The organism is Pseudomonas sp. NPDC089428, from assembly GCF_044749325.1.
Lineage (GTDB): Bacteria > Pseudomonadota > Gammaproteobacteria > Pseudomonadales > Pseudomonadaceae > Aquipseudomonas.
The window spans coordinates 91677-102949 of sequence record NZ_JBIVHT010000003.1 but is presented as its reverse complement, the minus strand read 5'-3'; the positions used below and the strand labels follow the sequence as shown (position 1 = coordinate 102949).

The following is an 11273-nucleotide window of genomic DNA, read 5'->3' as shown; positions in this document are numbered from 1 at the left end:
ATCAGGAGAGTGCCGTTTCTCGCGCCAGCAGCTGCCGTTTGCGCTCCACGCCCCAGCGATAGCCGCTGATATCACCGTCACGGCGCACCACACGGTGGCAAGGGATGGCCACGGCAATGTGATTGGCCGCGCAGGCCATGGCCACGGCACGCACCGCCTTGGGGGCGCCGATGCGCTCGGCGATGTCGGTATAGCTGACCCGGCTGCCCACCGGCACTTCGCGCAAGGCCTGCCAGACCCGCTCCTGAAAGGCTGTGCCCTGGACATCCAGCGGCAGGTCCAGCCCCAGGCCCGGCGTCTCGACAAAGCCGACAACCTCGGCGACCAGGCGCTCATAGTCGGCATCGCCGCCGATCAGGCGAGCCTTGGGGAACTGGTCCTGCAACTGTTCGAGCAGCATCTCAGGCTCATCACCGAGCAGAATCGCGCAGATGCCCTTCTCGCTCTGGGCCACCAGGATCGCGCCCAAGAAACACTGGCCAATGGCGAAGTGGATGGTCGCCCCCGTACCGCCCGCCCGAAAATCGCGGGGGCGCATGCCCAGGCGTTGGTCGGCGCTTTCGTAGAAGCGACTGTTGGAGTTGTAGCCGGCATCGTAGATGGCATCGGTTACCGAACGTTGCCCATCACCCAGCCGCTCGCGCAGGCGCCGGGCACGGAAAGCACTGGCGTAGGCCTTGGGCGTGAGACCGGTTTCGGCCTTGAACAGGCGATGCAGGTGGAAGGGGCTGACAGCCAGTTGACTGCCGAGCTGGTCAAGGCTGGGCGGGGTATCGCTGCTTTCCAGCAGGCGACAGGCGCGGGCGACCAGATCGGCGCGACGGTTATCATCCGGTTTCGCCATGCAACGGCGGCAGGCTCGGTAACCGGCGGCTTCGGCGCTGGCGGGGTCGTTGAAGAACTCGACGTTTTCACGCTTGGCCATGCGCGATTTGCAGCCGGGATTGCAGTAAACACCAGTGGTGCGCACGGCGTAGACGAAGTGGCCGGCGGCAGAAGTGTCACGGGCCTCGACGGCTTGCCAGCGTTGGGGGTCGGTTGTGAAGGCTTTCATCGCGGTTTACCTCAGCTATCTGTTTCGCCTGTTCCGGCCTTTTCGCAGCAAGCCCGCTCTCATAGAACTGCACATAACTCATTGAATCAGCAGGGACACTGTGGGAGCGGGCTTGCCCGCGAAATGGCCAGCAAAGCCAGTCAGTCAGCATCAGGCCCGCCACAAGTACCAGGCAGCCACAGTCCTGTAGGGGCTCCAGCCACCACCGAGCGAGCGCATCTGCGCCGGTGTCGTTGCCTTGTCCAGGCCCTTCAACCGACGATACCCCTCGCGCACGCCAAAATCGTCCACCGGCAGGATATCCGAGCGCTCCAGGCTGTAGATCAGCAACATCTCCACCGTCCAGCGGCCCACCCCGCGCAAGGCTACCAGGCGCTCTATCAAGGCATCATCGGCAAGGCCCAACGCCTCGTCCCGGCTTGGTACCACACCCTCAAGTCTGGCTTGGGCAATGCCGTGAATGGTCGCCAGCTTGCTCGCCGAAAAACCGCACTCGCGCATGACCTCGGGGCTGACCGCCAGCAGTTGTTCGGGCGCCGGAAACGCCTGATCGGGGAACAGCGCCAGCAACCGCCCGAGAATCGCCTCGGCCGCCCGCGCATGCAGCTGCTGATAGGCAATCGCCCGCACCAACGCTTCATAAGGTTCACGCCCTGGCGTCGCCTGATGCAGGCAAGGCCCGATCGCCTGAATGTGCCGCGCCCAGTCCGGGTCCAGCGCAGCCAGGTGGTCAGTGGCTGCGCGGTAGGCGGTGGGCGAAAGGTCGGCGAGAATCATCCGTAGCTCCTGCAGGTTCAAGGCAGGTCCAGCTTAGCCCAGCAGCTCATCCGGCAAACGCCGGATCTTGCGCGGCTAATTCCTGGTATGCCTCGCTGGCGATCTCTAGCGCCTACCCGACAGACAACACGGTGTGTCGCCGATCCTGCCCGGGACCTTCTGGCGGCGATAGGGTCAACAGCCTGGGCTTATTGGTCAGCAACCGCCCGCAATTTCCCCACACGGCGATACGACTGCCGGGCAAAGCACACGAAGAGCCCCGCCATCAGCGCCAGCGCCATCGGCAAACCATGCGGAGCCACATCCATCGCCGCCCCGCTCACCAGCGGCCCGACCAGGCTGCCGACGCCCCACAGCAGGCCGACGCTGGCATTTGCCGTGACCAGGTCCTGCCCCTTGAAGCGCTGGCCGATCAACACCAGCGCCAGGGTGTAGATACCGCCCGCCACCGCGCCCAGCAGCACCAGCATCGGCCACAGCAGCCAGGTCACCTGCAGCAGCCATGGCAGGGCGATGCCTATGGCCATTGCCACCAGCCCGCACACCAGGTGCAGCCCCGTGCGCTCGACGCGGTCGGCCAGCCAGCCCAGGGGCAGCTGGAACACCATGTCGCCGGCAAACACCACGGTCACCATCAAGGCCGCCACGGCCACGGCAAAGCCATGACTGCTGGCGTACACCGGCAGCAGCGACAGCACCACGGCATCAAAGAACGAGAAGAACAGCACCGCCACGCACAGCGCCGGCGCCACGCGGAAGAAACCCGCCAGGCCGAAGCTTTTCTCACCCTCATCGCCATGCTCGACATGGTCGTTGGGCACGGTCAGCAAGATGCACAGCAGTGCCAGGCCATAGCCGATGGTGACCACGCCGATGATCCAGGGGCTATCGGCGCCAATCAGCGCAATCAGTGCCGGGCCGAGCACCTGGAAGCCAGTGAAGCTGGTGGCATACAGGGCCATGATCTTGCCGCGGTTGTGGTCCGGGCACAGCTCGTTGACCCAGGACTCGCCGAGGATGATCGCGATGCCCATGCCGATACCCAGGCCCAGACGCAGCAAAGCCAGCATCCACAGCGAAGCGAATGCCGCATCGAGCAAGGCGATGCTCACGGTGCACAGGCTGAAGCACAGCAGGTAGATGGTGCGCCGGGTCAGGTGCCGGCAGCAGGCATCGACCATGAACGCCGAAAGCATCATCCCCGCGGCGGGGATGGCCGAAATGATGCCGATTTCCAGTGTTCCCGCACCGGCCTCGTGCAAACGCAACGACACCAACGGCAGGCTGGCCCCCAGGCTGAAGCCCACCACCGACACGGCGAACAGAAGGCCCGCCAGCAAACGCATGTTCATGTACCACTCCAGGCAAAACTGAAAAGACGCGCAGATACAGGCGCCCACACGCACGCCGGGAAGGCGGGCGACGCAAGGGCGCGGGGGTCAGTTCAGGCTTGGTGTGGCGAGAAGGTGAAGGCGAACAGCACGCTGCGGCGACGCTTGAGCACCGTGTCGCTCGGCCACGCACGACGCATGGCCTGAAGAGCAGGCTGGCGGGCGTGAGGGAGGGACTGGGTACGGCGCATTGCTGTGGCTACTACGCAGGTGAGTTGGAAAGAGAGGCGGCACTCTAGGCCAAGGTTGACCCTATCGTCAATTGCCCGTAAGCCTCTGCGAGGCCCTATCGCCGGCGAGCCAGCTGCCACAGGGACAGTGCAAGAGCCAAGGCATGCACATTCCCTGTGGGAGCTGGCTTGCCGGCGATAGGGCTGCAAAGCAGCCCCGGCAATGTCAGCGCTTACCGGTATTTGGCAGAAACACCGCCAACAAACCGAACAACGGCAAGAACGAGCACAACCCGTACACGTACTCGATCCCGCGCAAATCAGCCAGGTAGCCCAGCAGCGCCGCACCAATCCCGCCAAAACCGAACATCAGCCCGAAGAAGACCCCAGCAATCATGCCCACGCTGCCCGGCACCAGCTCCTGTGCATACACCACGATCGCCGAAAACGCCGAGGCCAGGATGAAGCCGATCACCACGCTGAGCACGGTGGTCCAGAACAGGTCGGCATAGGGCAGCGCCAGGGTGAACGGCGCCACGCCAAGGATAGAGAACCAGATCACCGCCTTGCGCCCGATACGGTCACCGATCGGCCCGCCAAAGAAAGTACCCGCCGCCACCGCGCCCAGGAACAGGAACAGATGCAGCTGCGAGCTGGCCACCGACAGGTCGAACTTTTCGATCAGGTAGAAGGTGAAGTAGCTGGTGAAACTGGCCATGTAGAAGTACTTGGAGAACACCAGCAGGCCGAGCACGATCAGCGCCGCGATCACCCGCCCACGCGAAATGCCATGGGTGGCCTGCACGGCCTTGCGCGCCTTGGCCTGGTTCAGGTGTTCCTTGTACCAGCGGCGTAGCATCAGGGTTACGGCAAAGAAGAACAGTGCCGCCACGCCGAACCAGGCCACGTGGGTCTGGCCGAATGGAATGACGATGGCCGCCGCCAACAATGGGCCGAACGCAGAACCGGTGTTGCCGCCCACCTGGAAGGTCGACTGCGCCAGGCCGAAACGGCCGCCCGAGGCCAGCCGCGCGATCCGCGAGGTCTCTGGGTGGAAGGTCGACGAACCGATGCCGACCAGCGCCGAGGCCAGGAGGATCATCGGGAAGCTGCCGACGAACGCCAGCATGACGATCCCCACCAGGGTGCACAGGGTGCCAAGCGGCAGCAGGTTGGGTGTCGGCCTGCGGTCGGTGAAGAAGCCGACCCACGGCTGCAACAGCGAGGCGGTGATCTGGAACGTCAGGGTGATCATGCCGATCTGGGCGAAACTCAGGTCGTAATTGGCCTTGAGCATCGGGTAGATCGCCGGCAGCACCGACTGGATAAGGTCGTTGATCAGGTGCGCCAGGGCGCAGAAGGCGATGATGCGCATCACCAGCGGATTGGCTGGATTCGCCGACCCGGTGCTGGTGGTGGAGGTGCTGCTGATGGCCATGAGCTTGAATTCCGTCCGCAGGTTTGGGATCCGATTATCAGGAAACAAATAGATACATAGCTACCTTTTTTATTGGGTGGGCGCCTCGCACTTGAAAATGGTTCTCAATATATTTAGCATCCTCACCCTACCTTTCCCCGTAATCGTTGGGCGAAACCGCCCTCACGCGAGCCCACCGACCCATGAGCCCGATGCCCGCCACGCAGATCCAGGCCGATCCTCAGCAGGAGGCACTGGCATGGTTTTCCCGCCTGCGCCAGCCCGGCTGCGATGAAAGCGAACGCCAGGCATTCGGCCGTTGGTGCCAGGAGCCGAGCAACGCGCACGCCTATGCCGAACTGGAAGCGTGCTGGCAGCAGCTTCAGGTGCCCCCGGCCCGGCCTCGGCCGCGCTTGCTCAAGGTCCGTCGCAGCTACCTGGGCAAGGTATTCGCCGTGCTGTTCCTGCTGCTGCTCGGCGCCTGTGCCTACCTTTACTGGCCGCTGATGCAACGCTTGGCCAGCGAACTGGCCACGGATGTGGGTGAGCGCCGCAGCGTGCGCCTGGCCGACGGTTCGACGCTGCACCTGGACAGCGCCAGCGCGATGAACGTCGACCTGCGCGGACGCACACGGCAATTGCACCTGGTACAAGGCCAGGTGTACCTGGAGGTGGTGCTCGACGGACGTGCCATGGAGGTTCAGGTCGACGATGCCCGTATCCAGGTCTACGGCACCCGCCTGGTGGTGGCACGGCATGCCGACCATGACGAACTGGTGGTGCTCGATGGCAAGGCCATGGTCGTCCAGGGCGGCGACCAGCGCATGGTGTCGGCGGGTGAGCGAGTGACCTTCACCGAGGCGCGGATCAACCCGGTGCAGAACGTCGACGTGAAAGCGGTGGATGCCTGGCGCAGCGGCCAGCTGCGTGCCAAGGAAATGCCCTTGGGCCAGGTCATCGAACGCCTGGCCAGCCATGAAGGCCGCCGGGTCTGGTTGATGGATGAACAGACTGCCTATCGACGCGTGAGCGGCGACTTCAACCTCGACCGCCCAGGCGAAACCCTGGAAGCCCTGGCCGCCGAGCAGCATTTGCAGCTGTATGGCGTGCTCGGGCAGTGGCTGATCGTGCGCCAGAACCGGGCCGGGCCGCTAAGTTTTTGAAAGCGTGCAATTTTTTTTTGAAATGAGTGTTGACATGGGTCCGTCACAAGGGAATAATGCGCCCCATCGGCTACATAGCTCAGTTGGTTAGAGCATAGCATTCATAATGCTGGGGTCCGGGGTTCAAGTCCCTGTGTAGCCACCAAACCTGAAAAGGGCTTACCGCAAGGTAAGCCCTTTTCTTTTGCCTGCAGAAAAGCGCTGCCTTTTCAACGCACCCCGGCGACCGCCACGGCCAGGCCCAGGCCGATCAGCGCAAGACCGATCACGCGGTCGACCAGCCGTTGCCTTGCGATCATCAGCGCCCGCAACCGCGCACTGGAAAAGAACAACGCCACCAGGCTGAACCAGGCCCAGTGAGCGAAAGACATGAATGCCCCGTAGGCGAAGTCCACTGCCAGCGAGCTGCCCGGCCGCACCACCTGGGTGTAGGCGCTGATGACAAAGAGCATGGTCTTGGGGTTGAGCGCATTGGTCACGAAGCCGGTGCGCAAGGCAGCCAGCACACCGGCATGCGCCACTTCCCCTTCCAGGCTGATCCGACGGGTATTGGTCAATGACTGGTAACCCAGGTAGATCAGGTAGCCCGCACCGAGCACTTTCATGGCAAGGAACAGTGCCGGGCTCTTGCTGATGACTACCGCGATCCCCAACACCGTGTACAGCACATGCACCTGCACGCCCAGGGCAATCCCCACCGCAGCGGCCAGCCCGGCCTTGCGGCCCATTGCGTAGCTGCTGCGGGTGACCAGGGCGAAATCGGCACCGGGGCTAATGACGGCCAGGAGGGTGAACAGGGCGACGGCGATGAGTTCGGTCACGGATAACGGCCTCGATAGACGATGAAAAAACACAGATGCGCCTATTATCGAGAGCGGATTGAACTGATAAAAACGATTTAATCTGAAGCAGATCTGATAGTTTTCCTGACAGATAACTAAAGCCTGTACCGGCCTCTTCGCGGCGGTTCGACGCGAAGAGGCCGGCACAGGTAAAACAGGGACCCCATGAAACTGCCAGCCCTCTCCGCCTTCCGCTACTTCGACATCGCGGCCGAAACCGGCAGCTTCGTGCGCGCCGCCGAGCGCCTGCATGTCACCCACGGCGCCGTCAGCCGCCAGGTGCGCCTGCTCGAAGAAAGCCTGGGCGTCGAACTGTTCGAACGGCGCAACCGGGCAATTTTCCTCACCCCCGCCGGCCGAGCCCTGCACGGCACCACCCAGGCGATCTTCGAACAGCTCGAAGGCGCCGTGCAGCGTCTGCAACAGCAGGAGCGCGACAACGTACTGGTGCTGTCCTGCGAGCCGACCATCGCCATGCGCTGGCTGATCCCGCGCCTGCCGCGCTTCCACGCCGCGCACCCAGACCTGCAATTGCACCTGGTGGCTGCCGGCGGCCCGGTGGACTTCGCCCGCAGCGGGGTCGACCTGGCACTGCGCCGCGACGACTTCCATTGGCCGCCGACGCTGCACAGCATGAAGATCTGTGATGAATGGATAGGCCCGGTCAGCCGCGCCAGCAGCGACGACCTCGACGGCCAACGCCTGCTGCACAGCAGCACCCGCCCCAGCGCATGGCCCACCTGGCTGCGCCTGAGCGGGCGGCAGGCCACGCACAGCGAACGCAGCGACTTCGAACACTTCTACCTGTCGCTACAGGCCGCCAGCGCCGGGCTGGGCCTGGCCATCGCCTCGGCATTGATGGTGCGCGACGAACTCGACAGCGGCCAGCTGCAGGCCCCGTTCGGCTTCCTGCGCGATGGCTCGGCCTATCACCTGCTCAGCCCGCAGCCATTGCGCGACGGCGGCAAGCGCCAGCGCTTTGCCGAATGGGTGACGAGCGAAAGCCAGGCCTGCCTCACTCACCTGGGCTTGCTGCAGAACGACGAAACCGCGCTGCCATCACCACCCCAAGTGCGGTAACCCGCAGTGTCGATGTGAATGCGCCCGCTCGGATAGCGCCCCAGCCCCATGTTCCAGGCCTGGCCATGCTGCTGCCAGAAGCGGCACAGCGGGTTGGGATCGGCCCAGGCCGGCAACAGGATATCGACTGCGAAGGCGCGGGTATGGGCACTGCCCACGGCACCGCCTGCACAGCGGTTGAGATCAGGATCGCGATAGGCCGATACCACTTCGAACTGGCGCAGGATGCCTTGCTCATCGAAGGCCTTGATCAGCGATAACGTCGAGCGCACTGCTGGCCAGTTGCCAGCGGGCGGCACCGCGAACGGCGAGGCATGGCACAGCTTCCAGTCCGAAGCCGAACGCAGCAGTTGATGGATCGGCACCACACCATACAGACGAGCATCCACCAGCATCTGGCGAAACGGCCGGGTCTGATGGTCACCAGCCCACTGCGCGAACATCCACAGGTCACGCTCATCGGCCGGCACCATGGTGCTCCACAGCACACCCGCAGCCAGCAGCAGCCTGCTTGCTCTTTTCATCGCCATGCTCCCTGCCCCAGTATGAGCGCGGCCGCCAACCCGGGCGGTCACTGACAAGGAGTTAAGCATGCACAAGACTGCCGCAACGAGTCTCGCCGCCCTCGCCTTCAGCGGCCTGGCCATGGCGGATGCCCACATCGACCTGGGCGACGCCCAGCGCGTCACCCGCCTGTTCGCCTTCCCCAACAACTGCCACGTGATCTGCTACCGCGACTGGACGCTGGAACAGACCGTGGAGCACTACCTGACCCAGAGCGTACGCCGCGACGGCTACGCCAACGCCCGGGTAAACGTCAGCCGTGACCATGACCGGCTGCGCGCCACCATCAGCGACGTACCCGCTCACTATGCCGAGCCCCTGCGCAAGCTGCTCGACAGTGGCGAGCTGGCCTACAACGGTGCCACCCAGCTGAACAAGGACGGCAAATGGTCCTACGACTGGTACCTGTTCCTGCCGCTGGGCATGGCCCTGCAGAACCGCCGCAGCATCGAGCTGCTGCACTTCCCGCCGGACTATTCGCTGACCCAGGCCCAGGATTACCTGCGTTCCAACACTACCGATCGCTGGGCTGAACTGCTGACCTTCAACGGCGTCGACGCCAGCCAGACCCCGGCCTACCAGACCATCATCGACATCGCCCCGATCGCCGCCCCGGCCAGCGCGGGTGAGGCCCTGACTGGCACCTACGGCTACTTCAAGGATTACCAGCTGCGCATGGTGCGCGAAATGACCCTGCAAAGCGCCGCCAAGCCCCTGCCGATGGTCGCCTTCGGTGCCCCGGTGCGCAGCTGGATCCAGCAACAGTATGGGCCGCAGGTGGATGTGCTGGGCCTGGTCAGCATCAGCCCGCAGGCGGGTGCGCAGGTGCCAGTGCTGGGCGCCAACCATCCGAGTGCAATCTGGTATGCGGCGAACAAGGACAGCCATGGCGGCGATCAGGATGCAGCCGATGCGGCGGGGTTGAAGATGATGGGGCAGGACCTGACGGCGGCTTGCTGGCAGGCGGGGATGGGGCGTAACCCGCAGGCCGAACCGAAGATGACCCTGCAAGCCTGCTCAAGCAAATGGCAAGTGACGCAGAAGAAGCAGACCTGTGAGCTGTTCTTCCGCACGGTGCGCAAGTACACGCCTGAACAGGCGGCGGCGAAGTGCAACACCGGGGAAATGACCCGCAGCCTGCGAGACCTGAAGAAGCCGGTCGAGGTCGTGCCGCGGGAATTGTGATCGACTTGCTGGCCCTTTCGCGGGGCAAGCCCGCTCCCAACGGGATCGCCGCTGATTTCAAGGCAGGCACCTTACCTGTAGGAGCGGGCTTGTCCCGCGAAGAGGCCAGTACAGGCCTACTCAGTCCTCAAGCAGGGTACAGGCCATTACCAGAGCATCTTCACGCCCACCGGCAACCGGGTAGTAATCACGACGGCGGCCGATTTCATTGAAGCCATAGCGCTCATACAAGCGATAGGCCGACTGATTGCTCGCCCGCACTTCGAGGAAGCACTCGCGGCCATTGAGCTGGTAAGCCCGCGCCATGAGATGCTCAAGCAAGCGCAGCCCAAGGCCGCGCCCCTGGTTCTCCGGCTTGATGGTAATGTTGAGCAGGTGCGCCTCATCGATGATCACGTTGATCACGCCGTGCCCCACCTGCTGCTCGCCATCGAACATCAGCCACACTTCATATGACTTGAGCGCATCCTGAAAAATACCGCGGGTCCAGGGATGGCTGAACGCGGCATATTCGATCTTAAGCACGGCATCCAGATCCGCCTCGGTCATCGGGCGGAAACTGATCGAGTCACTCATTCAACGCTCTTCCAGCGCGCCATCAGCTGGCGCATCGCTTGCCAGACGTCCGCCTTGCGCTGCGGCTCGTCCATCAACAGTTCAAGGCCCGGCAACGCCCAGGCATCGCCCAGGCCGTCGACCTTCAGTACTTGGTAATAAGCTTCAGCGTCGGCGCTGGCGGCATAGCGCATGGCCGGCAGGCCGATCAGCCACAGCACGCTGCAGGGGGTTTCCTCAAGGCGCGCCTGGATGAAGCCCTGGACAAAATCACGCGCGGCATCCGGGCCCTGGTCCATGTTGCCGCGCACCAGCAGCGGCCAGCGCACCGGCTCGCCGATGATCTGCGGCGCATCGGGCAGGCCGGCGGCGCGCAGCATGTCCTTGAGCAGCAGATAGGACGGATCGCGGCTCTGGAATGGCTGCCCAGTGGCCAGTTCGACCAGCAACAGGCAACTGCCGGCGCGCAGCAGTTGCAACGAGAAACGCGGTGGCGGTACCGGGGCCGGGCGCGGTGCGGGGGCCTCTTGCTCGGCTTCGGCTGGCTTGGCGGCGACCTTGGGCGTGCTGCCGGGGCGCGGAATCTCGATTTTCGGGCGCTCGCCGGAGCGGGCCTGGGGCGCGGCCGGGGCGTCATTGGCAGCAGGTGCGGCTGGCCGGACCTCGAAGTCGACATCCTCCACCGGTACCTGTGGCAACAGCAACTCGGGGCGCGACGGTGCGGCGAACGGCAGTTCGGCGCGCGGCAGCCAATGCACCACTTGCATGGCGGAGAGGTAGGCGCGGCGGCGGGGTTCGGTCAGCACGGGTCGGGGGTCCGGGGTTTGAAACGTCGCACATTCTAGCGTGTACGCCTCGGTTTTTGCAGGGTCTGTCCGACCGAGCGCCGCCAGCGCGGCGCATCGCGGATAAATCCGCTCCTACATTTGTTGCAACGTGCCGAACCTGTAACGCCATGGTTGCCAGCCTCGGCGCATGTCTTGAGTCTTGCAAACAAGGCAGGCAACCATGGCCTGACAGGCATGGCCACGTTGCAACAAATGTAGGAGCGGATTTATCCGCGATGCGCCGCGCG

Annotated in this window: 12 protein-coding genes and 1 tRNA gene; 4 read left to right on the top strand and 9 right to left on the bottom strand. The window is 64.1% G+C overall.

Annotated elements, in window-relative coordinates:
- Position 1: 1 nt before the first annotated feature.
- The 5 genes from ada to ACIPZ5_RS06815 form a co-directional block, all read right to left on the bottom strand.
- A complete protein-coding gene (gene ada, locus ACIPZ5_RS06835) occupies positions 2 to 1054 on the bottom strand; it encodes a bifunctional DNA-binding transcriptional regulator/O6-methylguanine-DNA methyltransferase Ada (protein WP_400807446.1) in 1053 nt (350 codons plus the stop codon).
- Positions 1055 to 1204: 150 nt separating this feature from the next.
- Complete coding sequence (locus ACIPZ5_RS06830) at positions 1205 to 1831, bottom strand: DNA-3-methyladenine glycosylase family protein (protein WP_400807444.1); 627 nt, start codon at positions 1829 to 1831, stop codon at positions 1205 to 1207.
- 188 nt (positions 1832 to 2019) lie between these two features.
- Entirely contained in the window at positions 2020 to 3183 is a 1164-nt protein-coding gene (locus tag ACIPZ5_RS06825; RefSeq protein WP_400807442.1) for an MFS transporter, read from the bottom strand.
- A gap of 92 nt (positions 3184 to 3275) precedes the next feature.
- Positions 3276 to 3413 carry a hypothetical protein gene (locus ACIPZ5_RS06820; protein WP_261942634.1) on the bottom strand — a complete coding sequence of 46 codons (138 nt, stop codon included), beginning with the start codon at positions 3411 to 3413 and terminating at the stop codon, positions 3276 to 3278.
- A 205-nt stretch (positions 3414 to 3618) separates the two neighbouring features.
- A complete protein-coding gene (locus tag ACIPZ5_RS06815; protein ID WP_343595729.1) occupies positions 3619 to 4830 on the bottom strand; it encodes an MFS transporter in 1212 nt (403 codons plus the stop codon).
- A 182-nt stretch (positions 4831 to 5012) separates the two neighbouring features.
- On the opposite strand from ACIPZ5_RS06815, the gene ACIPZ5_RS06810 reads away from it, so the two are divergent.
- Both ACIPZ5_RS06810 and ACIPZ5_RS06805 read left to right on the top strand, forming a co-directional pair.
- On the top strand, positions 5013 to 5972 hold the full coding sequence (locus ACIPZ5_RS06810) for a FecR domain-containing protein (protein ID WP_343595731.1): 960 nt from the start codon (positions 5013 to 5015) through the stop codon (positions 5970 to 5972).
- A gap of 68 nt (positions 5973 to 6040) precedes the next feature.
- Positions 6041 to 6117: transfer RNA gene (locus tag ACIPZ5_RS06805), tRNA-Met, on the top strand.
- A gap of 64 nt (positions 6118 to 6181) precedes the next feature.
- Here ACIPZ5_RS06805 and ACIPZ5_RS06800 read toward each other — a convergent pair.
- Positions 6182 to 6793, bottom strand: coding sequence for a LysE family transporter (locus ACIPZ5_RS06800; RefSeq protein ID WP_343595733.1), 612 nt, complete (start codon positions 6791 to 6793; stop codon positions 6182 to 6184).
- A gap of 186 nt (positions 6794 to 6979) precedes the next feature.
- On the opposite strand from ACIPZ5_RS06800, the gene ACIPZ5_RS06795 reads away from it, so the two are divergent.
- On the top strand, positions 6980 to 7894 hold the full coding sequence (locus tag ACIPZ5_RS06795; RefSeq protein ID WP_400807439.1) for a LysR substrate-binding domain-containing protein: 915 nt from the start codon (positions 6980 to 6982) through the stop codon (positions 7892 to 7894).
- Here ACIPZ5_RS06795 and ACIPZ5_RS06790 read toward each other — a convergent pair.
- Entirely contained in the window at positions 7834 to 8418 is a 585-nt protein-coding gene (locus tag ACIPZ5_RS06790) for a D-Ala-D-Ala carboxypeptidase family metallohydrolase (RefSeq protein ID WP_343595737.1), read from the bottom strand. The two genes, ACIPZ5_RS06795 and ACIPZ5_RS06790, sit on opposite strands and share 61 nt — an antisense overlap.
- 67 nt (positions 8419 to 8485) lie before the next feature.
- Between ACIPZ5_RS06790 and ACIPZ5_RS06785 the strand changes: the two genes are divergently transcribed.
- Positions 8486 to 9643 carry a hypothetical protein gene (locus tag ACIPZ5_RS06785; RefSeq protein WP_261942628.1) on the top strand — a complete coding sequence of 386 codons (1158 nt, stop codon included), beginning with the start codon at positions 8486 to 8488 and terminating at the stop codon, positions 9641 to 9643.
- A gap of 120 nt (positions 9644 to 9763) precedes the next feature.
- Here ACIPZ5_RS06785 and rimI read toward each other — a convergent pair whose 3' ends face one another.
- Together rimI and ACIPZ5_RS06775 are read right to left on the bottom strand one after the other, a co-directional pair.
- Positions 9764 to 10219 (bottom strand): ribosomal protein S18-alanine N-acetyltransferase, encoded by a 456-nt coding sequence (gene rimI, locus ACIPZ5_RS06780; protein WP_261942627.1) that lies wholly within the window; start codon positions 10217 to 10219, stop codon positions 9764 to 9766.
- Positions 10216 to 11004: an energy transducer TonB gene (locus tag ACIPZ5_RS06775; protein ID WP_400807436.1), complete on the bottom strand. Its 789-nt coding sequence runs from the start codon at positions 11002 to 11004 to the stop codon at positions 10216 to 10218. Before ACIPZ5_RS06775 ends, rimI begins: the two co-directional genes overlap by 4 nt.
- Between the last annotated feature and the right edge of the window lie 269 nt (positions 11005 to 11273).

Bases quoted from the DNA above. Each gene is read 5' to 3' on its own strand.
- ACIPZ5_RS06815 (WP_343595729.1), bottom strand. From the start codon at position 4,830: ATGGCCATCAGCAGCACCTCCACCACCAGCACCGGGTCGGCGAATCCA.
- ACIPZ5_RS06830 (WP_400807444.1), bottom strand. From the start codon at position 1,831: ATGATTCTCGCCGACCTTTCGCCCACCGCCTACCGCGCAGCCACTGAC.
- ACIPZ5_RS06820 (WP_261942634.1), bottom strand. From the start codon at position 3,413: ATGCGCCGTACCCAGTCCCTCCCTCACGCCCGCCAGCCTGCTCTTCAG.
- ACIPZ5_RS06785 (WP_261942628.1), top strand. From the start codon at position 8,486: ATGCACAAGACTGCCGCAACGAGTCTCGCCGCCCTCGCCTTCAGCGGC.
- ada (WP_400807446.1), bottom strand. From the start codon at position 1,054: ATGAAAGCCTTCACAACCGACCCCCAACGCTGGCAAGCCGTCGAGGCC.
- ACIPZ5_RS06795 (WP_400807439.1), top strand. From the start codon at position 6,980: ATGAAACTGCCAGCCCTCTCCGCCTTCCGCTACTTCGACATCGCGGCC.
- rimI (WP_261942627.1), bottom strand. From the start codon at position 10,219: ATGAGTGACTCGATCAGTTTCCGCCCGATGACCGAGGCGGATCTGGAT.
- ACIPZ5_RS06825 (WP_400807442.1), bottom strand. From the start codon at position 3,183: ATGAACATGCGTTTGCTGGCGGGCCTTCTGTTCGCCGTGTCGGTGGTG.
- ACIPZ5_RS06790 (WP_343595737.1), bottom strand. From the start codon at position 8,418: ATGAAAAGAGCAAGCAGGCTGCTGCTGGCTGCGGGTGTGCTGTGGAGC.
- ACIPZ5_RS06810 (WP_343595731.1), top strand. From the start codon at position 5,013: ATGAGCCCGATGCCCGCCACGCAGATCCAGGCCGATCCTCAGCAGGAG.